Origin of the sequence: Sporolactobacillus pectinivorans (assembly GCF_002802965.1) — a bacterium.
Classification (GTDB): domain Bacteria; phylum Bacillota; class Bacilli; order Bacillales; family Sporolactobacillaceae; genus Sporolactobacillus; species Sporolactobacillus pectinivorans.
This window is the reverse complement of the sequence record NZ_NXGA01000001.1, coordinates 1,374,917-1,400,280: the sequence shown is the minus strand read 5'-3', so window position 1 is coordinate 1,400,280 and position 25,364 is coordinate 1,374,917. Positions and strand designations below refer to the sequence as shown.

At 41.2% G+C, this 25,364-nt stretch carries 22 protein-coding genes, 4 pseudogenes and 1 riboswitch; of the genes and pseudogenes, 17 read left to right on the top strand and 9 right to left on the bottom strand.

The annotated features are described in order from the left end of the window. Positions 1-196 precede the first annotated feature (196 nt). From COP04_RS06690 to COP04_RS06675, 4 genes and pseudogenes are all read left to right on the top strand, one after another. Positions 197-760, top strand: a complete 564-nt coding sequence (locus COP04_RS06690) for a TetR/AcrR family transcriptional regulator (RefSeq protein ID WP_100487264.1) — start codon at positions 197-199, stop codon at positions 758-760. Positions 761-1,576: 816 nt separating this feature from the next. Continuing rightward, positions 1,577-2,933: pseudogene (locus COP04_RS06685) on the top strand (IS4 family transposase). Between the two features lie 6 nt (positions 2,934-2,939). Then, positions 2,940-3,449 (top strand): spermidine/spermine N(1)-acetyltransferase, encoded by a 510-nt coding sequence (paiA, locus tag COP04_RS06680; RefSeq protein WP_100487263.1) that lies wholly within the window; start codon positions 2,940-2,942, stop codon positions 3,447-3,449. A 133-nt stretch (positions 3,450-3,582) separates the two neighbouring features. Further along, positions 3,583-3,996 (top strand): MerR family transcriptional regulator, encoded by a 414-nt coding sequence (locus tag COP04_RS06675; protein WP_100487262.1) that lies wholly within the window; start codon positions 3,583-3,585, stop codon positions 3,994-3,996. Positions 3,997-4,284: 288 nt separating this feature from the next. Here COP04_RS06675 and COP04_RS06670 read toward each other — a convergent pair whose 3' ends face one another. Further along, a complete protein-coding gene (locus COP04_RS06670) occupies positions 4,285-5,028 on the bottom strand; it encodes an SDR family oxidoreductase (RefSeq protein ID WP_100487261.1) in 744 nt (247 codons plus the stop codon). A 707-nt stretch (positions 5,029-5,735) separates the two neighbouring features. Here COP04_RS06670 and COP04_RS06665 point away from each other — a divergent pair. Continuing rightward, positions 5,736-6,908: an MFS transporter gene (locus COP04_RS06665; protein WP_100489574.1), complete on the top strand. Its 1,173-nt coding sequence runs from the start codon at positions 5,736-5,738 to the stop codon at positions 6,906-6,908. A gap of 220 nt (positions 6,909-7,128) precedes the next feature. On the opposite strand, the gene COP04_RS06660 is transcribed toward COP04_RS06665, so the two are convergent. Continuing rightward, on the bottom strand, positions 7,129-7,623 hold the full coding sequence (locus COP04_RS06660) for a DMT family transporter (RefSeq protein ID WP_239984792.1): 495 nt from the start codon (positions 7,621-7,623) through the stop codon (positions 7,129-7,131). Here COP04_RS06660 and COP04_RS06655 point away from each other — a divergent pair. After that, positions 7,618-7,785 (top strand): annotated as a pseudogene (locus COP04_RS06655) (IS66 family transposase); the annotation flags it as partial. The gene COP04_RS06660 and the pseudogene COP04_RS06655 sit on opposite strands and share 6 nt — an antisense overlap. 27 nt (positions 7,786-7,812) lie before the next feature. Here the strand turns inward: COP04_RS06655 and COP04_RS06650 are convergent. Next, positions 7,813-8,415, bottom strand: coding sequence for a TetR/AcrR family transcriptional regulator (locus tag COP04_RS06650; protein WP_100489573.1), 603 nt, complete (start codon positions 8,413-8,415; stop codon positions 7,813-7,815). Between the two features lie 325 nt (positions 8,416-8,740). On the opposite strand from COP04_RS06650, the gene COP04_RS06645 reads away from it, so the two are divergent. Both COP04_RS06645 and COP04_RS06640 read left to right on the top strand, forming a co-directional pair. Continuing rightward, complete coding sequence (locus COP04_RS06645) at positions 8,741-9,400, top strand: SDR family NAD(P)-dependent oxidoreductase (RefSeq protein ID WP_100487260.1); 660 nt, start codon at positions 8,741-8,743, stop codon at positions 9,398-9,400. 150 nt (positions 9,401-9,550) lie between these two features. After that, the gene (locus tag COP04_RS06640) at positions 9,551-9,907 is read left to right on the top strand and encodes an NAD(P)H-binding protein (RefSeq protein WP_100487259.1); all 357 of its coding nucleotides are present in this window, start codon (positions 9,551-9,553) and stop codon (positions 9,905-9,907) included. A gap of 211 nt (positions 9,908-10,118) precedes the next feature. Here the strand turns inward: COP04_RS06640 and COP04_RS06635 are convergent, their stop codons facing one another. Beyond that, positions 10,119-11,096: an IS3 family transposase gene (locus COP04_RS06635; protein ID WP_157800205.1), complete on the bottom strand. Its 978-nt coding sequence runs from the start codon at positions 11,094-11,096 to the stop codon at positions 10,119-10,121. Between the two features lie 224 nt (positions 11,097-11,320). Here COP04_RS06635 and COP04_RS19485 point away from each other — a divergent pair, with 224 nt between their 5' ends. Next, the gene (locus COP04_RS19485) at positions 11,321-11,470 is read left to right on the top strand and encodes a hypothetical protein (protein ID WP_157800204.1); all 150 of its coding nucleotides are present in this window, start codon (positions 11,321-11,323) and stop codon (positions 11,468-11,470) included. A 205-nt stretch (positions 11,471-11,675) separates the two neighbouring features. Here the strand turns inward: COP04_RS19485 and COP04_RS06630 are convergent, their stop codons facing one another. From COP04_RS06630 to COP04_RS06620, 3 genes are all read right to left on the bottom strand, one after another. Next, positions 11,676-12,203, bottom strand: a complete 528-nt coding sequence (locus COP04_RS06630; protein ID WP_100487257.1) for a hypothetical protein — start codon at positions 12,201-12,203, stop codon at positions 11,676-11,678. 452 nt (positions 12,204-12,655) lie between these two features. Further along, positions 12,656-14,062, bottom strand: a complete 1,407-nt coding sequence (locus COP04_RS06625; protein ID WP_100487256.1) for an APC family permease — start codon at positions 14,060-14,062, stop codon at positions 12,656-12,658. 31 nt (positions 14,063-14,093) lie between these two features. Further along, entirely contained in the window at positions 14,094-14,843 is a 750-nt protein-coding gene (locus tag COP04_RS06620; protein WP_100487255.1) for a cyclase family protein, read from the bottom strand. Between the two features lie 368 nt (positions 14,844-15,211). After that, a riboswitch (SAM riboswitch) is annotated at positions 15,212-15,319 on the bottom strand. A gap of 820 nt (positions 15,320-16,139) precedes the next feature. On the opposite strand from COP04_RS06620, the pseudogene COP04_RS06615 reads away from it, so the two are divergent. The 8 genes and pseudogenes from COP04_RS06615 to COP04_RS19480 form a co-directional block, all read left to right on the top strand. After that, positions 16,140-16,483, top strand: a pseudogene (locus COP04_RS06615) (galactokinase); the annotation flags it as partial. A gap of 6 nt (positions 16,484-16,489) precedes the next feature. Continuing rightward, positions 16,490-17,485 (top strand): UDP-glucose 4-epimerase GalE, encoded by a 996-nt coding sequence (galE, locus tag COP04_RS06610; protein ID WP_100487254.1) that lies wholly within the window; start codon positions 16,490-16,492, stop codon positions 17,483-17,485. After that, positions 17,482-18,965, top strand: a pseudogene (gene galT / locus COP04_RS20720) (UDP-glucose--hexose-1-phosphate uridylyltransferase). Before galE ends, galT begins: the two are co-directional and overlap by 4 nt. A gap of 22 nt (positions 18,966-18,987) precedes the next feature. Further along, positions 18,988-19,110 (top strand): hypothetical protein, encoded by a 123-nt coding sequence (locus tag COP04_RS20440; protein WP_275656858.1) that lies wholly within the window; start codon positions 18,988-18,990, stop codon positions 19,108-19,110. 1 nt (position 19,111) lies between these two features. Further along, entirely contained in the window at positions 19,112-19,294 is a 183-nt protein-coding gene (locus tag COP04_RS06600) for an aldose epimerase family protein (RefSeq protein ID WP_157800202.1), read from the top strand. Between the two features lie 372 nt (positions 19,295-19,666). Further along, the gene (locus COP04_RS06595) at positions 19,667-20,761 is read left to right on the top strand and encodes a LacI family DNA-binding transcriptional regulator (RefSeq protein ID WP_239984789.1); all 1,095 of its coding nucleotides are present in this window, start codon (positions 19,667-19,669) and stop codon (positions 20,759-20,761) included. Positions 20,762-21,108: 347 nt separating this feature from the next. Beyond that, positions 21,109-22,203: a GerAB/ArcD/ProY family transporter gene (locus COP04_RS06590; protein ID WP_100487252.1), complete on the top strand. Its 1,095-nt coding sequence runs from the start codon at positions 21,109-21,111 to the stop codon at positions 22,201-22,203. Positions 22,204-22,233: 30 nt separating this feature from the next. Beyond that, positions 22,234-22,392 (top strand): hypothetical protein, encoded by a 159-nt coding sequence (locus tag COP04_RS19480; protein ID WP_157800201.1) that lies wholly within the window; start codon positions 22,234-22,236, stop codon positions 22,390-22,392. Positions 22,393-22,411: 19 nt separating this feature from the next. On the opposite strand, the gene COP04_RS06585 is transcribed toward COP04_RS19480, so the two are convergent. Both COP04_RS06585 and COP04_RS06580 read right to left on the bottom strand, forming a co-directional pair. After that, positions 22,412-23,602, bottom strand: a complete 1,191-nt coding sequence (locus COP04_RS06585) for a Ger(x)C family spore germination protein (protein WP_100487251.1) — start codon at positions 23,600-23,602, stop codon at positions 22,412-22,414. A 12-nt stretch (positions 23,603-23,614) separates the two neighbouring features. Further along, positions 23,615-25,234: a spore germination protein gene (locus tag COP04_RS06580; RefSeq protein WP_204988028.1), complete on the bottom strand. Its 1,620-nt coding sequence runs from the start codon at positions 25,232-25,234 to the stop codon at positions 23,615-23,617. Positions 25,235-25,364: the final 130 nt, after the last annotated feature.

Genomic DNA, 25,364 nt, shown 5'->3' with positions numbered 1-25,364 from the left:
ACAAGAAGCTCACCATCCAACAAGATACTCTAAGAAAAATTATTTTAATTTTCTTAATTACAACACCTTTCGTTTATCCTTCACTTGTCGTATAGTTAATATAACAAGTTGGAAAACGTTAAACAACCGACAAAATCACGCATATATCGTATATCCAACATTTTTACTAAAATGTCTAAAATCAGGAGAGAAAGTTATGGAAAAACAAATTGATCCCCGCATTCTCCGTACCCGTAAGCTCATTATGGATGCATTTATCGAGTTAGCCATGAAAAAAGAGTTTAAAGATATCACCATTAAGGACATTACAACTGCTGCAACTGTTAATCGTGCAACCTTTTATTATCATTTCATTGACAAATATGACTTGCTTGAAAAGGTTATAAGTGAATGTATTATGGAAGAAGTCCTTCAGGAAGTCAGTACGCATAAGGTAGTTAACGAAGAGACCATTGAGGCTATTTTTTTATCAATTATTAAGTTTCAAATTTCAATTAGGAACCAATGCCAGCGAAGCTACGAGGCATTCATTCCCCAAATAGAAACGACTTTTAAGAAGGAACTTCAGGCCTTCTTTTTAGAGCGGATGCAAAAACAATGGTCTGACCAAAATAAAGTTGGGGTAGAGGTTTTTGCGGTAATGTTAAGCTGGGCACTTTATGGAGCTGCGATGCATTGGATACAAAATCAAACGACAAAACCAGAGGATTACGTGAAACAATTCATGAATTTCATCAAAAATGGGGTAAATATGCTTTGATCGTTGAACTGTTACTCTTCAAAATCCTTTTTTGCTTTGACATATATTTACCTAATTTAGTCCTTGTGAAAAGCATTGAAAGCGTAAAGTATTGCTACACAGGGGAATTCAACGAGGATTAAACAAAGTCAAATCTATGAATAAGTTTAGCTGGGGCGTTTGTCTTTGGAAAACGAGGAAAGTTACTCGAATGTGGACTTTGTAATTAGCCTAAAACGATAATAATCTAATTGTTTTGATTGATTTTATTAGTGCACAGAACACCGTTTGTCTAACAGAAGCAGAAAGTAAAAAACTTTAAGTGAAATAGTTCAATCAAGAATCAGTCAGCGCTTGAATACCTGTCCTAACAAATCTTTCTTTATTAATACTACTTAGCTTTGTCTTCGCATGACACCAAAAGTGAATGCACCCAGGTGCTGCTAATTTTGCCTGTCGTTTTTATCTAACTACGCCTCAATATAGTTCAAAACCCCTTCATCGTTATTTAAATGCGCAACCAAGCGAGGCCGCTGAAGTGGCACGCTTTTTTCTTGGCCATGATGATCGTGAGGTGATTTTCGCAGCCATGCTGAAGTTGAAAAGTAAAGATTTAGCAGTGCATCGCTGCCATAGAACTTAAAGATACTTCGCATATCTTCATTTTTTGTATTAATTTAAACTCAACTTTCGCAGTTCAAAAATCGAGGTGATTGCCTGACACTGCAAGATTCATCGCTTGTCAATTAGGGTTCTTGACTAAATGGAAAGACACCTTTCTCTTTGGTATAGTGAATTTTGACGAAAAACACTACCAAACAGAAGGTGTCCTCTAATATGATAGCGAAAAAGGGTCAAAATAATCAACTCCCTAAAGAAATAAAAGCAAAATTTGATGAGCTCAGTATTCTGAAACATCTGTGCCAGGCAGGAATCACTAAAGCCTTCGGCTTTTCCTGCGATTATCTCTTTCAACTGGTGTTCCGTTTGATTTTCACTCAAAAGAACTGGTATCGTCTGCTTGACAGTCCTAAGGCCGTTGATTTACCCGGAAAGGATACGGTTTATCGCTTCCTGAACCATCCGAAATTTGCCTGGCGACGATTTCTTCTGTCGCTCAGTACGGCAACGATCCAAAAAGTCAGCCAGCTGACGGACACGAAACACACGAAAGTACTCATTCTGGATGATTCGTCCTTCTATCGGGATCGTAGTAAGCAGGTAGAGCTGCTGGCCCGCTGCTTTGATCACGCGAAGCAAACCCTATTTCAAGGGTTTCCGGATGTTGACTCTGGGCTGGTCAGACGGCACCACGTTTCTGCCCGTTGATTTTTCTCTGCTTAGTTCTGAAAAGGCAGCAATAAACGGAATCCATTCGACGATCGACAAAAGATGTTCCGGTTACAAACGGCGGATCGAAGCCCTGCGGACGGCACCTGCCCAAATCCCTGCCATGGTGAAACGGGCTTTGTCAAAGGGGATTCAAACCTCTTATGTCCTGATGGACAGCTGGTTCACGCAGCAGCCTCTGGTTAAAGCACTGACCCATCAGGGTCTAAATGTCATTGGCATGGTGAAAGCAACGAATCAGCGTTATCAAGTCGGTGGCCAGCTCGTTGGTTTGAAATCTCTGTTCCGGCTGGCCGTGCCGGTTACGGGACAGAAAGGGATTCTTCGTTCCATACGCACCACCCTGGCCAATGGGGTTCCAGTCAAAGTGGTATTTGTACAGAACCGTCGTCAGCAGGGTCGCTGGCTAGCCATTCTAAGTACCGACTGCACATTGGCAGAACGGGAAATCATTCGGATCTATGGCATGAGATGGGACATTGAGCTGTTTTTTAAAGCAGCCAAGTCTTTTCTCAAACTGCAAAAAGAGTTTCAGGGACGGTCGTATGACCTCTTGATCAGCCACACAACCATTGTATTTACCCGGTTCATTCTTCTGGCCTGGCAGAACCGCTGCAGTTCAGACGAACGGACACTGGGTGGCATGTTCTACGAACTTTGCGACGAAATGAGCGAACTGGATTGGGCTGTTGCTTTGACCCAGCTTTTGGATCTTCTTCATGAAGCATTAGCCGGAACCAAGGGTACAATCAAGAAGTGGGTTACTTGTCAACTCCAACAATGGATTGACAGACTGCCCAACTATATCAAGGCTTACCTGCCAGAACTAAGCTGCGAAAGTTGAGTAAGTATAAAAAAGTGCTGCCGTGAAGATTTACAAACACTCCAAAAAATAAGCATTGAGACATTCAATAAAACATTTAAAGATCAGAATTCACCTGAAAATATGAAAACCTATTTGGAAAGAGCATTTAACGCTAAACAGTTGGAAAAAGAATTGTCTGACCCCTCTTCAGAATTCTTTTTCATTTATTCCAATGAAGAACTAGCTGGATATTTAAAGGTAAATATTAATGATGCCCAATTCGAAAAAATGAGTGATGAGTCACTTGAAATTGAGCTAATTTATATTAGATACAAATTTCAAAGGAAAGAGCTTGGAAAGTATCTAATAAACAAAACGATGGAGATAGCAAAAAGACGAAACAAAAAGTTTATGTGGCTAGGTGTTTGGGAAAAGAATGAGAACGCAACTGTCTTTTATAAAAAAATTGGTTTTGTCCAAGCCGGAGCTCACTCTTTTTATATGGGTGACGAGGAACAAACTGATCTTATAATGAGAAAAACATTATTATTATAAGACATTACTTAAAGTTAATTTTCGATGGGGATTTTGGAGGAATTGAAATTGACATTAAACAATTTCTGTGATATTTTTTTAAAATGACATAAAGCTAACTTGAGATTTATGCTTGCTTTGAAAGGGGAAATAAATCATGCCTTATTCAATTGGTGAAGTTGCTAAGATGTTGAATCTCACAATACCTACTTTACGATACTACGACAAGGAAGGCCTGTTGCCTCATTTAGAGCGTACCGACAGCGGTATCCGTGTCTTTAATGACTCTGATTTGGATACGTTAAAAGTAATCGAATGTCTTAAAGTTACCGGAATGCCGATCAAAAACATTAAAAGTTTCATTGATTGGTGTTCTCATGGAGATTCCACCTTACAGCAGCGCTATGACATGTTCTTGGAACGAAAGGCTGTCGTAGAGGCTCAATTGGAAAAGATAAAAAAGACAGCAGAAACTATTAACTATAAATGTTGGTATTACAAAACTGCATTGGAAGCTGGAACAGAATCTATTCATAAAAATACGGAAAAAACAATTTCAAAATTATAATAATAAAAGGGAATAGACTTGGGGCATACGCTCATACTGCCTAAACCAATCTTTTTAAGGACCCAGTGATCGAATGGTTGACGCATCTGAAGTTCAGCCGGGCCGATTGTCATACTATTACCCGGATGCTTAGTTTTGGGTCTACTGGGACTTTTTCGTCAAATATATAAGAGCACATAGAAAAATCAATTTCTGTGCGCTCTTATTTTGTCTCGACCTTTCTTGTGCGTTATATCATTTATGATTATGACTAGCAATTATCAGTTTGTTCTTTTATATTTCCCACGATTACCAAGGTTGATTTGTTGGTCCAATCGTAAACTCGTTGACATTCGTATCTTCCGGCTGATTAATGGCAAAGGCTACAACATTCGCTATACGATCAGGCGTAATGCCGTATTGTTCATAAATTTTCTCCATATCCCCAGCTGTTTTTTTATCAGTGATTTGATCCAACAATTCCGTATTGATGGCTGCTGGATAAATCGTTGCCGTGCGAATGTTGTTACCTTCCAATGCGGATTCCATACGTAAAACTTCCATTAGGTCACGTACAGCCCATTTTGTCGCACCGTATATAGCACCTGCTGGGTAGCTTTTAAGCCCGGCCACTGATGACGTGGTGATAATGTGTCCGGATTTTTGTGATTTAAACGTTGGCAGAACTGCTGCGATGCCGTTTAAAACACCTTTAAGGTTAACGTCAATGATCTTATTCCATTCATCCGTTTTTAACTCTGAAAGTGGTGAATTCGGCATAATTCCGGCATTCAGGAAAATCACATCGAGACGTCCGAAAGTATCCTTAGCTAATTGTACAAGTTTTTGGCTGTCATCCGGATTAACCACATCCGTCACTCGATAAACGGATTGGCCGCCTTGCCTTTTGATTTCGTCTGTCAAAGCCCTTAACTTATCTTCACGACGGGCGCCCAATACAACGAGAGCACCTTTTTCAGCTAATAACTTTGCAGTAGCTTCACCGATTCCAGATGAAGCACCTGTAATCACAACGACTTTGTTTTTAATCATACTTATTTACCTCCCAAAAATAATGCTAGTTATTTATTTTAGATGTGTACATGGTTTAACGAATACGCACCTGAACAACACAACAATCGTAAACCATAAACTTTACTTTATGTCAAATAATATGACTTTTACCGTTGCCCATACAAAAATGGATTCATGGTCATTTTTGTGGTCAGATCGGAAATAAGGAAGGAATATAAATTACAGGAGAGTTCTGCTACAGACAAACTATCAATGGTCCAGACAACCGTTTCAAGCTGTTAAAAATAAAAGAGGCGGTCTTGATTTACATGGTGTTTTGATTGAAATTAATATGCAGATATATGTCATTTAACAGCCATATGGCTCACGTTAAGACAGTAGCACTTGTATGATGAGCTCAATGAACCATTCGAGTTAAGTTAACAAAAATTATTTTAAACTTTTTTGAAATCCCCATTGACCTAAAGTGAACTTTAGGCTTTAAAATAACTAGTATACTTTATAGACGTATTATTTTTAATCAATAAAGAAATAAGAAAGGGCAGGAAAGAAAGTCATGGAGCTTCAAAAGCAGATTAATGCCTATTTTGACCTTTCGACTTCTCTTACTTATGAGTGATGCAAAAGCTTTGAAACGAAATTAACTTTGAATTCTTCGGGAAGAAATTTAATAAATGTCTCCATGGGTTTTTGGGGGCATTTTATTGAAGATAGGAGTTGTTTTTTTGACTAAACGAAACCATTTATTGATTTTCATATTGACCATAGGGGTTTTCGGCATCTTAAATACTGAAATGGGGGTTATTGGGTTATTGCCTTCCATTGCTGATCACTTTAATGTTAGTATATCAAAAGCAGGATTGCTGGTGAGTCTTTTTGCTCTTACTATTGCTGTATCTGGACCAACGATGCCGTTATTATTTTCTGGGATAAATCGTAAGAAGGTTATGTTACTTGTATTAGGCGTTTTCGTTTTGGGAAACATGGTATCCATATTTACGTCTAACTTTACCATTCTATTAATTGCTCGTATCATTCCAGCCTTTTTTCATCCAATTTATTGTTCTTTGGCATTTACAGTTGCTGCTTCCTCAGTAAGTAAAGAAGAAGCTCCAAAAGCTGTTTCAAAAGTATTTATAGGAGTATCTGCCGGTATGGTAGCCGGCGTACCAATCGCAAGTTTTATTGATAGTGCCGTTTCGTATGAAATGGCGATGGCATTCTTTGCTATTGTTAATGCTATTGTATTCATTGCTACATTGATTTTTGTACCCTTTATGCCTGTTGAAGAAAGACTCTCCTATGGTACACAATTATCCGTATTAAAAAAATCTATTATATGGCTTTCCATCGTGACTGTCATTTTATTAAACTCAGCTGTATTTGGGGTTTATAGTTATATTGCTGAATATCTGAAAACAGTAACGAATATGTCTCCGAATACCGTTAGTTTAACGTTATTCATCTTCGGTGGAGCCAATATTATTGGAAATATTGTCGCAGGAAAGTTACTTACTCATAGTGCCATTAAGACTGTAGTATTTTTCCCTTTGTTATTGGGTGCTGTTTACATCGTTTTATTCTTCACAGGACAGTTTACCATACCTATGGTAATTATAACTTTAATTTGGGGAATATTGGCTGGAGGAATTATGGCAAATATTAATCAATATTTGATTACGTCTTCTGCTCCCGAAGCGCCTGATTTTGCCAATGGACTTTTTATATCAGCCTGTAACGTAGGAACAACATTGGGAGCATCTGTAGGCGGGTTATTTATATCAGAAATGGGCATACAATATGTCATATTGATGGGAATCCTATCATTGATACTAAGTCTGTTAACTATTTTACTTAGAAACTACATGTTTACGCCTAAACAACAACCTTCTAGATAAGGAATTAATCCAATATTCTTTATGATCGACTTAAACGTGTCTACTGCAGCTGTCTGTTTGCCAGGAATATATTACAATGTGCGATCACTGAAATGGAACAAGACTATACGTGGTTTTCAAAGCTATATTTGTGTTCAAAAACGGTTTTACCTGTATTGACTCCAGAGCAAGAAAAACGAACATACATTGCAAAAATAGTAACAGCAGGTGGCGTATACGGTCAAAAAAGTTTGGAATAAACAGGTACTCTTTCCCTTCTAATCAGTGACGTACCAAGTAAAAGTTTTCTCGTTTTGTTTCTATAAGTTAGCGGGACAACTCTGTGCCTTTCATGGCTTTCTTTTTTGTCATTGGATGTGTACGTTTCACTTTTATCTCGGCCAGTATAACACCGTATAGAATGAGCAATGCCCACATACCCTTTGAGTGGCATTAACTCGTTCATGAATAGATAAGCAAATAATGTGGTGAAGACAGGTTCTAATGAAAAAATGAGCCCGGTGTGCGTCGGTGTTGTGTATTTTTGTGCGATTGATTGAACGACGTAGCCAAAAACACTGCAGACAATGCTGAGCATCAGTACAGCGCTCCAACTCCCCATAGTGGATGGAAGTTGGAGCTTCTCGAAAAACAGCGCAAATAATCCGCCAAAAACTCCTATCCCGGTGGAAATAATATGAAAATCATAAAGAAGAGCAGCGAGCGCGCGTATCATGCGATTAGAAACGTGACACTTGTTGGCTGTTGGGCGCATGCCCGACGGAAGTTTGATGAAGCCTTGAAAGCTTTGCCCGATTCGGCAAAAGAATCAGTTGTTATCGCTAAAGAAGGACTCGCTTACTACAACCAACTATTTAAAATTGAACAGGATCTGAAAGCTGCCCCTTAAATTGGCGAAAAAGAATTAAAATTTAACATAAGTTTCGTTAAAAAAATACTTACTCATGCCATTTTTAAATATAGGTAAGGTCTTAGACACTAGCTCTTCTGGTGAAATAGGTCTTCCATCCTTATTCCATGTGTATGTAGCTCCGTATATACTCCAACTCAGTATAGTAGATAAGGTCGTTACCAATTGTTTATCCTCTAACACAATGGTATTTTTAGTTTCTTTTAGCACAAGATCAGCTATTAGCTTCTGTAACTCTTCTTTAATTTTGCTTTCTATAATAGTTCCTAAAGAATTATAACCTTTTTGGCATAAGTCGCTTAATTCTTTATGGTGATCACACATGGCTAGAAAAATATTGGCAATGACTTCTTCATTGAATCCCTCGTGACCATTTAATCTTTTTTTCAATTTGTCTGTAAAAGTATTGGTGATTGTAGAATGTAATAAATCAAACTTATCGTCAAAGTGCGCATAAAATGTAGCTCGGTTAATAGTAGCCTTTTCTGTGATATCACGTACCGTAATATCGTTGAAATCTTTTTCACTAGCTAACGAAAGAAAAGAGTCTACAATCAATTGTCTTGTACGAAGTATTCTCGGATCTTTTTTTGGCATAATCAATTTTTTCTTCTCCTTTTTAGGGTACATAATGGTGTTTAAAAAACGACAATACAATAGAAGTGTTGTGTAAACAACATATTAGCCATTTTGGTGGTTGTTAATATTTCTTTTCATCTTGCCATCAATTATACAACGTGTGTTGTCTAAATAACACGTGTTATTGTAGAAGGAGTTGATCAAGCAAAAATTGTTGTGTTCATTCAGATTTATACCCAAAAGATTAAAAAGGCGGTTGGTTCTTAATAAATAAATTAGTACCTATCGTAACAAATGAGCTCTCTAAAAAAATTTAGCTAAAAAGTTATGGAGGAATTTCATTATGAAAAATATTGTAATTGTTGGAGCAGGACCAGGATTAGGAATGGCTATTGCGAAGAAGTTCGAAAAAAACGGATTTCGTGTAGCGCTTATAGTCCGTAATGAAGAAAAGTTAAACCAACTGGTTATTGAACTAGAACAATTAGGCATTGAAGCAGCATCATTTCAAGCAGATATATTAAATAAAGCCCAAATTAGTTTAGCTTTCGCAGCAATCAAAGAGAGATACGGTTTTATTAATGTGGTTGAATACAGTCCAACTCCAAGTATCGATACAGTAGCAAATGCATTAGATGTAACAGAAGAAAATGCGCTATACCAATTTCAATTTAACGTTTTAGGTGCGATATCGATTATTCGTGAAGTGCTTGTGGATATGTTGAATAAACAAAGTGGAGCTCTGTTATTTACAACGGGTGGTGCTGCAATCAATCCAGTACCGATGATGGGCAATGTCGGAATTGCAATTTCCGGTCTTCGTAATTATATTTTCAATTTGAACAGTGAATTAAAGGACAAAGGTATTTATGCAGGGCATATTTCGATAGGAATCTGGATGCAGCCGAATTCGGGAGTTCAGGACAAAATCGCCAACATTTGGTTTGACATGTGCACCAAAAGAGATCGAGTTGAAGAGTTTATTACGGAAGACAAAGTATGAATAGGATAGATTAAAAATCAATCATCTCGGGTGTAAATCCGGCATCAATCACCAAAAAGGTAGCCGTTTTTGATGTGAGAAACGGCTACGCTGATCAAAGAACAGAAATTGATGAATTTTAATCACCATAACACAAGGAGGTAGAAGACCATAAACATTACTATTTTTGGGGCAAGCGGTCAAATCGTTCAACTTGTAACGCGATTTGCATTAGACAACAGAGATTTCGATACGGCATATATTAGAAACCCTGAGAAAATCAAGCTAAATCATTCCAATTTGCGGCTTGTAACGGGGGAACTCTCGAACGCTTCAGCCATTGAAACAGCAGTTGTGGAAGCGGATGTCGTGATCAGCACCTTAGGACCACCGTCTGATATGTCGCGAGAGCTTAAAGGCTCGCCGGTCGCCGACGGACATGATCGGATTATCAAGGCGATGAAGAAGTTCAATAAAAAAGGGTTAATTACGCTCGCGACACCGGCCAGACGACGAATGATTGTATAAACAAAGACCATGAGAGACAATCCGATTGATGGTTTGCCCTTCTGGCCTATTTTCCGGGAGAAGGTGAACTTCTGTCAAGAAAATGGACACGCAAAAGTGGAAATTTGCTTTGCTTAAACACCTACCGCGCTTCGCTTGGTTCGGCTTCTGCCAGGAACAGTCCCAGAACGGATTGTTCTTGGCAGAAGCCCTTTTGGGTTACTTTTGGGCCTTATCCCGCCTGGTTCTTCAGGTACATGGCCTCAAATTGACTGGGTGACCAGTAGTCCAGAGTGGAATGCATCCGCTGGGTGTTGTAATCATGGATGTAGTGATTGATCGACTGGATTGCCTCTGCCCGTGTGATGAAACGCCGGCGGTAAACCAGTTTCTTTTTCAGCGTTGCGTGAAAGGATTCCATGCAGGCGTTGTCGTAGGGATCACCCTTATGACTCATACTGATCTGCATCTTGGCCTGTTTTAACACATCGACGTAGTCGTTGGAGCAGTACTGAGACCCTCGGTCAGAGTGATGAATCAGCCCCTCACCCGGTCTCCGCTTGTGAATGGCCAGCTTAAGTGCCTGCAGCGGAAGTTCCTTGGTCATTGACTCTGCCATGTGCCAGCCGATCACCTTTCGTGAGAACAAATCGATCACCGAAGCCAGGTACACCCAGCCCTCCAGTGTCCAGATATAGGTCATATCCGTGGCCCAGGCCTGGTTAGGTGCTTCCTGATGGAACTGGCGGCTCAACAGATTCGGGTAGACCCTCAGATCATGCTTCGAGTCGGTGGTCACAACATACCGGTGTTCCGGCACGGCCTTCAATCCCATCGCCTTCATATAGCGTGCCACGGTCTTGAGCGAAACGCAAAAGCCCTTGCGGGTCAAGTAGCGGTGAATACGCGGGCTGCCATACCGCTGCTCTTTCTGCTCAAAATAGGACTTGATTTTCCGCTTCAGCGTTTCACGGGACTTCTCCCGCTCTGTCGGCCTGTTTTGTCGTTCGTCACTGGCCCACTTATAGTAACCGCTCTTCGATACGTTCAGAACTCGGCACATCAGCACGACAGAATGTTCATTTCGATGAGCATGAATGAACCTGTACCTTATGACTGGCCTTGCGTGAAGATGTGCATGGCTTTTTTTAAGATCTCGACCTCCTCTTTCAGTCGGGCATAAAATTAGTCTAAATGGTGGACACAGCAAAATGGGAGCCCATATGATTGAACTATAATTTTAAAGGATGTGTTCACAGTGCCGAAACATCGAGCTCCTGAGTATAAAGAGTGTGTCGCAAGGCTTGTGGTGGAAGAGCACCGGGGCGCTCATCAATGTTCAAGAACAATTACTCCGGTTTTACCAAAATGGAATATAATCCGCTCTGTTGCGTCGAGAGATTGGCCGACGACTGATCAACACCAGATAACAAATTGGAAACAGAACTTGCACTCTGCAATGTTGACGGATCCAAAGCCGAAGAGGATAATGCGTTCCACAATAAACTGTCCGACAAAAGAGGGTTTGACGTAATACCGCTGAGTGAACTGGGGGCCGAGTTAGCTGAATCCGTGCTTCTGTAAGAATCCAGGCCACTGAATAATTGTGAATTTGAGTCATCCAACAATAGCGAAGCTAATAAACTTACAAATTCCGGAGAGACTTGTTTCGAGAAAACAAACCCTTATTTTTTTATTCATCAGGGCATTCAGTTTTATATACCTTTTGTTCTCTGAGGTGGACAAGATTCAACATTCTGCGATTACAGCTTTTTTTAGCGGAACACTTTTATACATTCTCTACTTTTTGAGGATCTTCATTAGCGCCCTCTTTGATCGTTCGATTCGCCTGATAGAAGTAGGAGAACAGTGTCAGTTCCATAAGTGCTAACAACAAATCAATGGATACCGCTTCCTGATAAGGATCGCTGGGATTCACAAAAAACGGATCTCCACTAAAGAAAAAAACATTCGTACTTAAGAACACAGCGAGAATGGACGCAACCATCCCCCATTTTGATAAGCTTGACGAAAAAGAACGGAACCCAAGTAATGGAATCAAGATAAAGGAGACCCCGGCAAACAGTTCGGAGCACATGATGATCGTCCCAAATAACGTTGAATTTGGCAAAACGATACTTTGGAGAACCGGATGATAAAATCCGAACGCGGCATTAATGGATGTTCCCAATTCATGATGGAAGCCGGGAACAAATCCACCAAACAGTTTACTTAATCCAGACATCAGGAATTCATAACCAATAATTAAAGTGAAAAACATAACCACACGATGAGCGAAGGTTTTCGAAAGACTCATTTTTAAATTCCTTTTTATGTTTCATTTTCTTACGTTAAAACTTTCATTTTACAATGATTAATATAAGCAGTTGAACTGAATTTAAACTGAAAACAAGCATTCAAAATAAAGCAAACAGTAAAAAGCTTCCTTTTCGCCGGATACGCGGCAAATAAGACAGCTTTTTTTCTATAATCCGGATTGTTGATTCACTGATACAATAAATAACCGCTTCATGAAACCTCTCCTCAGTGTTAACAGCATCCTTCCACCGTTTTGATTATACTGTGTGCCCACCGGACATGCATAAATTAATTGCCAAATACTTTCGAACTCAAATTGTTGGCTTGGTTGGTCAATCCACCTCAAAAAAAGAATCGAAGAGAAATTCAAATAAATTTCTCTCCGATCTTTTTATACTTTAAAAAACTTTATTGACAGTCAAAATAGCTCACTCAATCATTAATGGGACATTAATTAGTAATATTTGATTGATCTGCAGCTACCCTGCTCCCTTTTTGGTAATAATAAGTATAAATACTACCTATTGCAATAAAAGCAAGTGCAATATATGGGAAAATATTAAAAGGATACGAAAGAGCTGATGGGCTAACGTTCGCCCAAAGCACGTAAAGTAGGAGTAATCCACCTACGATAGGTGCAATATTCTGCCAGGTCCATACTTTCTTATTAAAGCCAAAATATGCAACTGAGCTTATGCAAGTTAGTAGATAAACAACAATGAGACCAAGAGTTCCAATTGTCCCAATGTAATAAAATACCGTAAAGCCATCAATTTGCAAACCGCTACCAAAATAGAGAGCAATTATCGGGATGACCGATGCGATTGTAATGACACTATCGGCAATATACGGTGTGTTATGTTTTTCATGCACTTTCCCAAACAGCGAAGGAACCTTCCCATCTTTTGCTAACTGATAAAGAGCTCGACTACTTGCTGTACTGGAACCTAATGCAGTAGAAAATGCTGAAATGCTGATAGCAAAGGTGATAATTACCGTGAACACGGCACCGGCATACTTATTCGATAATTCTACGATTGTTGAGCCGGAACTTGTGAATGCCTTCAGACCAGCACTCGTAACACCAAAGCCGTTAATCTCGGCAAAACTGACAAAAATGTAAATTACTCCAGCAAAGATAACAGTACTCAAAATTGCAACAGGAATGTATTTTTTCGGATTCCTACTTTCCTCTCCAAGACTAGCCGCTCCTTCAAATCCTGCAAAACTCAATATGGCGGCAACCATACCGGCACCGATACCATTAAGAGATGATCCATTAGAAAATTTAAAAGGTGCAGCACTAAGTCCGGTTGTTGTACCTACCCTTATCAATACAACTATTGCGATACCCAAAACTAGGAGAACAGAAAAAATTTCTATAAAGAGCATGATTCTAGTGCTTACTTTGATATCATAATAGGTAATATACCAGATCAACAATAAACTTAATAAGGCGAAAATCACCCAAGGAATATTTATTCCTGTAAGCTGGCGAATAAAATCACTGAATAAATACCCGAATGCTGATGAGCAACCACTCGTATAACCTGCATAAGTAAGCAAAAGTGCCCAACCGCTTATTGCACCAAATTTGTTTCCTAAGCCGGCTTCCACATATGTATAAGCAGAGCCAGCGGAAACAAATTCTTTGCCAAATTTAACAAATGCTACCGAAACAAGTAGCAATGCAATAACTGAAATAATGAAAACTAAACTGACAGAATAGCTTGCGCTTGAAGCGATCAGCCCAAAGTTCATTGAACTTGCAAAGGTAGGCGCAAGAATTGCTATAGACAGTGCGATAACCTCTAGAAAATTTAACTGATTTTTTTTAAGTGTTTTTTTCTCTCCCATATTTTATCCTTCTTTGCTAATTAGTTATTTTTTATTCTGTTATTGCCCATACTCTAGCGGGAAGTCCTGTTGCTCCTTCGATATTAGGAGAAGCAATAAAGATAACTGCACCTACTGGCGGGACTTGATCCAGATTTGTCAATAACTCGACCTGAATTTTTCCTCTTTCCAAAACAAAGCGCTCACTGACCAAATCACCAACTGCCAGAAACCCGACAGAAGCATCAGTATCCAAAGTTTCATGCCCATTTCCCGCCACATTTCGCTCATCAAACAAAAATTTTAAGGTCTCAACTGTCCAACCAGGGCAATGTTCATTTCCATCTGAATCTAGATTTGACAAAGCCTTTTCATCTGGCCATCTTTTGCTCCAATCTGTGCGAAGTGCAACAAAGGAATGTTCCGGAATTCTTCCATATTTTTTTTCATGCTCTGCAATGTCTGCCAGTGTTAACTCATAATCCGAATTTTGCTTAACCTTTTCTGAAACATCAATCACAATCAGTGGAAACACTAAATCTTTTATGCCAAATTGATCAGAAAGCTTACCACTCTGAACAAAGTGTCCAGGATAATCTATATGGGTTCCAAATTGACCAGGAAATTTGAAGGTTTGAATTCTGAGTCTCAATTCCTGATCATAATCATATACCGTTTTTCCTATCTCACGTACTCCATCCGGCATACCTCCCCAATATGGGCTTTCATCGTTCAATCCATGAGACAAATCAATCCATCTGAAATCTTTCAACCTTTCTACTTCATTCCATAAATTACTCATACTCATCATCCTATACACAAAATTTAATAAAAAAGGCTTGCTATCATTCTTGAACCCGCTTTAAAAAATGCATCCAAAAACAAAATAGAATTTTCAAGTGGGGAACGGTCAATAGTATGTATCACCAACTGTTCCAGCAATGACATTGATGGCAATCGCTCGTGCAGAGAGTGAAATGATCATTGTTTTTTATTCAGAAATAACAACCCCCTATGCTTAAAGTTATTTTTGAATTCAACTTCCTGAGAATTTTTAATCAAGCCCCCTTATGTTCAGTTTTCTAATCCAAAAAAATAAGATACAAAAAAGCCGTTTGCTTTGAATAAGAAAACGGCTTTGTGCTTTTTTATTTTATTAAGCACTTTGTTCTCTTATCTCTCAGATTAATCTGCTGGAATTAACACCAATACATTCCTCCTCAGAATGCTGGTTGTCGGGTTTCATAGGGCCAGTCCCTTCACCACTCTTGATAAGATATATTAAGTTTTTTACTTTAGATAAAATAATACAAAACAATTTTATAAAAAACAAGAGATATTCATACTTTTTTTATCTGTTTTATTAGTTTTATCTCTCAAAGTCTACTGTTTCTGATCTGTACGGCCGCCCGGATCCATGGTTTATGTTTATAGGTGGTCAAAATTTATTGGAAGAGCAATTTTAAAATAATTAAAGTAATATTAACGCGTTCCTTTATACAACTATAGGGACGTTTGTTTTTTAACAAAAAACCTCATTTACTTATGATACGGTTCTCCGCATCAAAAATAGTAGCGGAACAGCTTTCATGATTAATGAAATAAACAGGGGTATTTACCCATTTAAAAATAGACATAATAGTCGCCATCTGCTGTGTAGATGACGGTTGTTCATTATGGATAAACACTGCTGACACCGTAAACTAATTAGGTCATTCCGACGGTGTCCGTGTTTGAAAAAGCTCTAAATTGTTGTTATATCAAGCATTTATCAACATTTTGGAACAACATCATCCGGAATCAAAAATAGTCATCTTCAAAAAAATTTAGACACTAACTTTAAAAGACATGAACCTGTATTTAACATGGTTCGTGTCCCTCTATTTTAAGTTATCAGAAATATAGCCTTTGGACTTAAATGCAACATGTAAATTTTCAATAGCTTCCTTTCCTGTATAATTCCTAGAGTAAGCGTCAAATAATGGGCAGCGGGTTTGCTGAAAGTAATAAGTACTATTTTATTTTTGGTCGATTTAATTGACTTCAAAGTCAAAACCAGTAAGTTATTCGCTAATTCTCCATAATCGCCCACCTATTTCGGACTAACAAAGCGCGCGAAGCTCTGAAGCGCAATGACCTGACTACATTTGGAAAACTTGTCAATGCATCGCATGTCTCGTTGAAATTCGATTACGAGGTGACCGGAAAAGAACTGGATACGCTGGTGGAAGCCGCATGGAAGCAAAAAGGCGTACTCGGCGCCCGGATGACCGGAGCAGGATTCGGCGGCTGCGCCATTGCCCCCTTGTTCATAAATCGGCCGCTGAAATGTTTAAACAGAGAGTCGGCGACGTGTACGAGCAAACCATCGGTTATGCTCCTTCGTTCTATGTGGCAGAAATTGCCGACGGTGCGAAGAAATTAATGAATCAGGAGGTTTGATGACCCGTGTCAATTTTAGTTGTCGGCGGTGCCGGGTATATCGGCTCGCATACCGTGGATTGTCTGATCGAAAAGGGCCGTTCGGTTGTTGTCGTGGATAACCTGTCCACCGGGCACCGGGCTGCGGTCGCCGATCAGGCCGTCTTTTATGAAGGTGACATTCGTGACAAAGACTTTCTCGCCGGTATCTTTGAAAAGGAACCCATTGACAGCGTGATCCATTTCGCCGCCAATTCACTCGTCGGTGAATCAATGGAAAAACCGCTGAAATACTTCGATAATAACATCGGCGGCATGATCAGTCTTCTTGAAATCATGCAAGATTTTAGTATAAAAAGGATTGTCTTTTCTTCCACAGCCGCCACATATGGCATACCAGAGCACACGCCAATCCTGGAAAGCGACCCGCAGGTGCCGATCGGCGAAAGCAAGCTGGCAATAGAAAGGATCATTCATTGGGCTGATGAGGCCTATGGCATCCGTTTTGTTGCCCTGCGCTATTTCAACGTCGCCGGTGCCAAGCCCGACGGAAGCATCGGTGAGGACCACCATCCGGAGACGCACCTGATCCCTGTGGTGATGCAGGTGGCTCTTGGAAAGCGTCCGAAATTGATGATCTTCGGTGATGATTACGATACGTCGGACAGCACCAATATCCGCGACTATGCGCATGTTACAGACCTTGCCGACACGCATATTCTGGCCGTCGACTATCTGGTGAAGGGCGGGAAAAGCGACTGCTTCAACCTTGGATCGGCAACCGGGTACTCCGTCAAACAGATTCTTGGAGCGGCGCGGGAGGCAACAGGTAAGGAGATTCCAGCTGAGGTTGGGCCAAGAAGAACCGGAGATCCGGCAACTCTGGTCGCGGCGAGTGTCAAAGCCCGCGAGATCCTGCACTGGGAGCCAAACTTCGATGACATACATGAGATCATACGCACAGCATGGAACTGGCATCAGAAGCATCCGAGAGGCTACCAGGATAAGGAGAAAGCGAAGTGAGTGAGAGCCGTGAAATCGAATATTTTGTCGATCAGCTTATTGAACATAGCGACTATGAAGAGACGGACCGGCGCTATCTGATTAACCGGGTGCTGGCCCTGGTTGGAGAAGGTGAAAGTAAAGCGCCCGTTTCGGACAGAACAGAACTGGTTGAATTGAAGGACAATCTCGTCGCGTTCGCCGTCCGGAATCACCGGATCGATGACAATCAAAGTTCTCGCGATAGGCTTGGCGCGCAGCTGATGGATCTCGTTACGCCTCCTCCTTCCGTCGTCAACCGTATATTCTGGAAAAAGTATGTAAGCCATGGTCCTTTGGAGGCCACCGACTATTTTTACCGCCTATGCAGACTCAATGACTATATCAAGACCAAGGCGATCCGGAAGAATATCTATTTTCGCTCACCGGCTGAATACGGTGATCTGGAAATTACAATTAATCTCTCCAAACCGGAGAAGGACCCGAAAAAGATTGCTCTCGCTAAAAAGTGCCGGACTCCGGATACCCGCTTTGTCAGCTATGTATGGAAAATGAAGGTTATCTTGGACGGACCGATTACCCTGCACGAAGCAACCATCGAATTATCCGCCTCGAACTGAATCACGAGTTATGGGGCTTTCAGTATTCACCCTATGCCTACTTCGATGAGCATTGTATTTTCCTTGACAGTCGGCATCAGTCGATGACAATTAACAGGAACACGTTTGTACGCCTGGTTTCACTGATTGATCGCTTCCCGCATTATTTTGTCGGAAGCAATGCGGATCTGCCAATCGTCGGCGTGTCGATTCTGTCCCACGAACACTATCAGGGCGGCCGGCACACTTTTCCGATGACGCTGGTTCCAATCGAGACACCACTGACGTTTGCCGGCTTCGACAACGTGCAGGCCGGGATTGTAAAATGGCCGATGTCAGTAATCCGCCTGACTGCCGCGAACAAGGAACAACTGATCGAGCTGGCCACAAAAATTCTGAACGGCTGGCGTCATTATTCCGACGAAGCGGTTGGCATCCGGGCAGAGACAGACGGTGAACCGCATCATACGATCACGCCGATTGCCCGCAGGAACGGGGCACTTTACGAACTGGACCTGGTACTGCGAGACAATCAGACGTCGGGGGAGCACCCGAACGGCGTCTATCACCCGCATCAGGACGTACAGCACATCAAAAAAGAAAACATCGGCCTGATAGAAGAAGTCATGGGACTGGCTATTTTACCGCCGCGGCTGAAACCGGAATTGCTGGAAGTCGGTCGGTATCTTCTGAACGAGTCAAATGACATAAAAGATTATCACAAAGCTTGGGCGGACCGAATAAAAGTGCGCCATCTGGAATTGACCTCCGATAATGTCAGCAGCATCCTGAAGCAGGAAGTCGGCAGGGTCTTTGAACGGGTATTGGAAGACGCGGGTGTCTATAAACGGACTGAAAAGGGACACGCGGCATTTATGCGATTCGCGGCGTCCGTATCATAATAATAAGGAGGGTGCCACAGCCATGGAAATCACAAAGAATGAATTCGGTGTCTGCCGGGGGCATATCGTCTGGCAGTACTGCCTGACAAACAACCGCAGTGTACGAATTAAAGTGATGAACTACGGCCACACTGAACAGCATTGAAGTGCCCGATAAAAACGGCACATCGGCCGACATCGTGCGTGGTTTCGAACAATTTGACGGTTATCCACTGCAGTATGCCTGTTTCGGTGCAACAGTCGGCCGCGTCGCCGGGCAAATCGCGGACGGACGTTTTTCGATTGACGGACGTGAGTATCAGCTTCCCTGTTCCCGAAAAATAAGATAAGCCTCCTTGCCTTCTGAGACAAAACGTACCTTAACGATATATCAACAAGCGATCCGTCTCGCCAGGAAAGTCCTTCATTTTTTTAGAACCCGTAAACGGATACGCAAAGGAACCCGGCCAAAATCGGCGTCATTGTACTGTTCTGCAACGACGGCCTGATTTTTATCTGACTGACTGTCTGAATGCGCTGCATCGTCAAAACTTCCTATCAAACGAACCTTCTTGTATAACAATGTCTCTTTATGTTAAAGTGTTTATTATGTTGGGTATTAGGGTTTATTTTTGTATTAGCTTTGTCTACCGAATACTATCGGACTATTTTTCGTCTTCACCTATTAACTTAACGGTTGAATGAACAAGGGCAGTGGACATTTGGCCACCATTAAAGATATTGCAAAAAAAGCAGGCGTTTCAAGCGCCACGGTTTCAAGAGTGCTTAATTATGACAGAACCTTATCCGTTTCTGAAACAACCCGAAAACGGATTTTTGAGGCGGCGGAAACTCTCAATTATTCAAAATACAGGAAAAAGATTCAAAAGAAAAAGTCATTGGGGAAAATTGCAATTGTCCTTTGGTATACGGAGCAGGAAGAATTAAATGATCTTTACTATTTATCCATCCGCTTAGGTGTAGAGAATAAGCTTCAGAGCATGGGATACGAATTCGTACATATTCTGCCTAATGAACGGTTGCATATCGATGTAAACGCCAATATAGACGGCATGATTGCTATAGGTAAGTTTAGTAATGATCAAATAAAAAATCTGAGTGCTGCATGCGAACAGATCGTATTTGTCGATTTTGACACCTTGTCTTTAGGATACGATTGTGTCGTTACAGATTTCGAACACTCCATCAAACAAGTGATTGATCATTTTCTTGCCCGGAAAGTACAGACAATAGGTTTACTGGCCGGTATTGAATATACAAATGATCACGTATTACTTAAGGATCCCAGGTTAAAAATTTTTAAAGACTACATTAAAGAAAGGCTGAATCAATCGCCGGAATGCATTTACACCGGGGACTTTTCACCTGAATCCGGTTATGAACTGATGAAGAAAGCCGTTCAAGAGTTAGGTGATCGACTTCCTGAAGCTTTTTTTGTTGCAAATGATGCAATGGCAATCGGGTCCATACGGGCACTCCATGAGGAAAATATTGATGTGCCCGGGCGGGTTTCGATCATTAGCTTTAATGATATTTCAATTGCTAAATATTCTTTCCCGCCGTTAAGCACAGTAAAAGTGTATACTGAATCGATGGGTGAGGAAGGCGTTGATTTACTGATCAAAAATATGAAAAAAAAATCCCGAAGTACCCAGAAGGGTGACCCTTGGGACAAAGCTTGTAATACGAGAAAGCAGTTATTAATATTTTCTTTAAATTATCCGTTGCTTCATTGCTTCGGAACGCAGCAGGTTAATCTGTTCCCAAGAGAAAGACATCGAAAATATTCCCCATGATGTCGCAGTTTTAACCCTGTCACGGATACATCGCCTTCCAAGCGCGAGCCGTAACCTCTTATTCACTTCTGTCAGAACCCCTGTAACTTCTTCGCGTACGGTCCAGCATTCTCAACCAATGGATAGAGATTAATCGCGTAACCGATTTTACAAAAGATTTTTCAATGATTTGATGCTCCTTTAAAACAGAGCCTTCACTGTCAGCAACACTCTTCCGGGATTTAATGGCGTCCTGATTCCTCCATGTCTCCACAGTCATCGCCAATGGCTATAGTTATAAGTTATGCATACAATCAGGAAAGTCGAACAAACTAGTTACTATTAATAAAGACATACAGGAGCCCGGGATGAAAAAGATCAGTAAACATCAATTGTTTGTCTTGGTGATGATGGAGCAGATCGGGAGTACCAACCTGTGGGCATTAGGCATTGAAGCCCGACAGGACGCTTGGCTTGTGATCTTGTTTTCTATGCTGCCGGGATGCGCACTGATCTGGATTTTCACCGAACTTCACAGACATTTCCCGAATGATAATCTTGCGGGACTGACCACAACACTGCTCGGAAAAGCAATTGGATGGCCACTGGCATTTCTTTACGTCCTTCTGGGCCTTTTCAATTCAACAAGAAATGCCAACGAATTTACCGAGCTTCTTAATATGACTTTTCTCCAGAGAACGCCTTCATCCATCGTTCTTCTTTTATTTCTGATCACTCTGGTATATATTTCATTTTTGGGTGTTGAAAACTTTGTGCGTTTAACAGAAATCATTCTGCCCTTTATGCTGATACTAATTAGTTTAATCTATGTTCTGATTTTAGCTTCGGGAAGAATTGATCTTCAGCAACTTACACCGGTATTGGAAAACGGTATGATGCCGGTGTTGAAAGCCTCGTATCCCACGGTTGTCAATTTCCCTTTCGGTATGTCTCTTGTTCTTTTTCAATTCTGGCATTTTGCCAATGATCAGAAATCGGTGAGAAAAGTGACGCTAACAGCTGCAATCTTCGCAGGTATCATTCTGACGCTGACCCAAGTGACGATCATTACCACTCTTGGCGTTGATCTAGCTGCGGGCTCAGCCCTCCCCATCCTTCGAGTGGTCAAGCTGATTAGTATCAGTGATATCCTTACAAACTTTGATGCGCTGGGAATTTTTTTAATCTTCATTGGCGGTTTTTATATTACCGCAGTTCATATGTTTTCCGCATCAATGCTTCTGTCGACCCTGTTCAGAATCAAAGACTACAGGTGGTTTATCTTGCCCCTTGCCGCATTTGTGTTCTGGTATTCCGGGGTGTATGAACCCAACTATCCGTTTCATGTAAAATTTTTGCCCGCACAGTCGTGGCAGCAATTTGTTCCGCTTTATGATGCAGCTCCCATACTGTTATTGCTCATTTTCTGGTTAAAGAAATATAATGCAGGCATTAGTAAATAAATATTGAAATCGATAAAGGAGAAAAAATGGATGTTTCGAATCATGCAGCGGCTGATTTATGAAGCTACAAACTATGGTCCCGGGCAGACATTTCTCGTCTTCGCGTCGTGGATCTACGTTCTTGTCTTGCTCATTGTCGCCTTTTACTACGCATTTCTAAGTCTGATCAAGCTGATTTTCCAAAGGTAACACTTGGCCTCTCGTCGGATTAGTTTCTCATATCGAGATTGTTCAGTTGCATACCCGTCTGATTAATACGTGTTTTCACGCTGATGCGATAAGCTGCATCTGGAAAGGAGACCGCCCACTTTTTTCTGATTTTCTTCCATTCCGCAGGATATTTAATTTCAAAGGCACGGCCGAAACCGATCACATCTGTTTTTAATTGTTTTTGCGTTTTGTCCAGAATTGACTGAATCGTGTTCTGAATGGAACCTTCAATTTCTCTGTTAACAAAACTCAATTGCTTCTGATCCAAAATGTCTGTCGCATTATCGTCTTCTACAATATTTCCGACTGCGTACACCTCAATGTTGAAAACCGTTTTTTTGTTCACTTTGACCGGATCTATTTTGCTTTTTACTTTTTTCACTTCTATTTCAATTTTTTTCTGTTTGTCCCCAACTGAGGGGACATGCAGATAATCGCTCTTTGACGTATCCGTTAAATAATTCAGACCCCTTGTTTCGTTCGTATTCAAATATCCTGACAACTTGTCTTTTTTAAAAACAGCTGTTCCAGAAAGGATAATTCCTTGCCTTAATTCTGGCTGGTCGTCTGTCGCGGATATCCCTCTTTCATTTTGAATTGAGAAAACGCCTGTCACCGGTCCGATTCCGTTTACCGTTATTTTTTTTATGAAGTGAGTGGTATCCGTTGATGTTACAGTCATGTATGGCATCTGCGTTCTGATCAGTTCTTCCATATAAGTGGCCTGAATACTTTCAATGCCGTGTTTTATTTCGAGCAAGTGCCCGACATCATCCCGTGTCACGAGAAGCCATGTATTTGTCCTCATCTCGTATGTTCGGGTCACAAAATCCAATAAATCACTTAATCCGCTGCGCGCCGCTCGTTCCCCGACAATGATGATTTTGAGATGTGAGAAAAAGAACTTTCTGTCCAATTTTTTATTGGCCTCTTTAAGTGCCTCGAACATAGTATTTCCTGATGCAGACACTATATCGTACGGTGCCTCCTGACTGCCTGATTGTTGTCTATTGATTGCACTGGGCCGAATAACCTGGAGTGTCAGATTGATCTGCCCGGTCTTGGCGTCCTTGTCAAATCCCATGGCCATCACAATGGCCAGCTGGTTCAGTTCCTTCTTGTCCCAGCATCCGGTCAAAAGTAATATACAAGTCATAATCAGGACGGCAGCCACTAATTTTCTGAACACGAATGATCCTCCTCATTTTCTGTGCGGTCGTGGCTTCTGAATCTCCGTCTGACGGTTGGATTTTTTCCATGTCGTGGACTGAGGCCTTTGTTTCATCATCCATAAAGGAAATCTGATCAGGGTGTCTTTTAGGTCGCTCAGAACAACTGGTGCCAAGGGTGCCAGGAATGGCGTTCCGAAGCTCCTCAGGGAGCAAATATGGGCCAGAATACAAAGCAGGCCGATCACTACGCCGTACAAGCCAAAAGATCCGCCCAACAGGATAAGAATAAATCTGAAAATGACCAACGCATTATATAAAGCAGGGAGCATCAGACCGGTTATTCCCGACAGAGCTGTAATAATCACCATGGGGGCACTGATGAGACCGGCAGTGACAGCCGCGTCACCCATTACAAGCGTTCCAACGATTGTCACCGCCGAACCGGTCGCGCGCGGCATCCTGATACCCGATTCTCTGATCAGAAGAAAGATCATCTCACTCATCAATGCTTCCAATAATACCGGAAAAGGGACCCCTTCACGGGCGGCAGTCAGTTTAATCAGGAGAATGCTCGGAATCATTTCTTGATGAAACGTGGTAATCGCAACATACAATGGCGGCAGAGTTAGTGTGACCGCTAAACTGAAAGCACGGACGATACGCATAATATTCACATTGAACAGTCTTGAATAGTAATCATCAGGGACTTGAAGCACTTCAATAAGTAAATATGGAACGGTCAGCACAACAGGCGTCCCGTCACATATAATGGCGATTCTGCCCTCCAGCAGTTTTGACGCAACTTTGTCAGGTCTCTCACTGTTGCCCACTGTAGCAAACGGGGAAAAGGAGCTGTCCTCAATTAATTGCTCGACATAACCGGACTCCAGTACTGAATCAATGTCAATTCGATTTAGACGTTTTCTGACCTCTTCGATGATCTTTTCATTTGCAATTCCCTTAATATAAGCGATACAAATGTCGGTATGTGTCCTTTTTCCCAACACGAATCGTTCGAACACAAGATCCGGGTTTTTAATGATTCTTCGCAGCATTGATGTATTTGTTCTCAGTGCCTCAACGAATGCTTCATGTGAACCACGGGTCACAATCTCGCTTGATGCCTGGTCAATCGCCCTTTTTTCGCCGCCTTTCGCGCCGATTGAAAGACCGGAGTTGCTTCCGTTGATGAGCAAACACGCATTTCCGTTTATCACACTTTCAACGGCGTCATTAAATGAGTGGATCTCCGTAGCTTCTACAATCGTCAGAACCTGTTTTTTGACTTCGTCGAAATGATTTTTGCTCTCAGCAAAATTAACTTCTGTATCAATAATATGAATATCGACCATTAGTGAACGGACAACACTATCAAGAATTAGTTTTTTATCGCTGATGCCGTCGATAAACACAATAAGCGCTCTGATTCGTTTCCCGACACCAAAGTAAAATTCTCTGAATACAAGATCATCGCTGCTGTTGAACATCTTTTTCAGGTCCGAACGATTTGCATCCAGGGATTTGTTTAGAAGCAGTGTCTGATCCGGATAGGTCAACCGGACAGGAGTGGTTTTCTGAACCTCTTCATGACGCTTTTGAATTCGGAAGAGTTTTGATAAACGTTTCAGCATTTGCTCACCTTGGCTCAATCAACTGCCTTTTTTCTAGTATTGACTTTTTAAAAGCCGCTTATGTATCTCATTAAAAAAGCCGTCCCCCATGTACTTAGGCAACAGCTCTTATCCGGATTTTATTTTCAAGTAACATAAATCAACAGTT

What these genes read in the sequence shown, in the direction of transcription:
- COP04_RS06690 (WP_100487264.1), top strand. Translation starts at nt 197, where the DNA reads ATGGAAAAACAAATTGATCCCCGCATTCTCCGTACCCGTAAGCTCATT.
- COP04_RS06670 (WP_100487261.1), bottom strand. Translation starts at nt 5,028, where the DNA reads ATGATTAAAAACAAAGTCGTTGTGATTACAGGTGCTTCATCTGGAATC.
- COP04_RS06660 (WP_239984792.1), bottom strand. Translation starts at nt 7,623, where the DNA reads ATGATACGCGCGCTCGCTGCTCTTCTTTATGATTTTCATATTATTTCC.
- COP04_RS06650 (WP_100489573.1), bottom strand. Translation starts at nt 8,415, where the DNA reads ATGCCAAAAAAAGATCCGAGAATACTTCGTACAAGACAATTGATTGTA.
- COP04_RS06645 (WP_100487260.1), top strand. Translation starts at nt 8,741, where the DNA reads ATGAAAAATATTGTAATTGTTGGAGCAGGACCAGGATTAGGAATGGCT.
- COP04_RS06630 (WP_100487257.1), bottom strand. Translation starts at nt 12,203, where the DNA reads ATGAGTCTTTCGAAAACCTTCGCTCATCGTGTGGTTATGTTTTTCACT.
- COP04_RS06625 (WP_100487256.1), bottom strand. Translation starts at nt 14,062, where the DNA reads ATGGGAGAGAAAAAAACACTTAAAAAAAATCAGTTAAATTTTCTAGAG.
- COP04_RS06620 (WP_100487255.1), bottom strand. Translation starts at nt 14,843, where the DNA reads ATGAGTAATTTATGGAATGAAGTAGAAAGGTTGAAAGATTTCAGATGG.
- COP04_RS20440 (WP_275656858.1), top strand. Translation starts at nt 18,988, where the DNA reads ATGGAAATCACAAAGAATGAATTCGGTGTCTGCCGGGGGCATATCGTC.
- COP04_RS06590 (WP_100487252.1), top strand. Translation starts at nt 21,109, where the DNA reads ATGAAAAAGATCAGTAAACATCAATTGTTTGTCTTGGTGATGATGGAG.
- COP04_RS19480 (WP_157800201.1), top strand. Translation starts at nt 22,234, where the DNA reads ATGTTTCGAATCATGCAGCGGCTGATTTATGAAGCTACAAACTATGGT.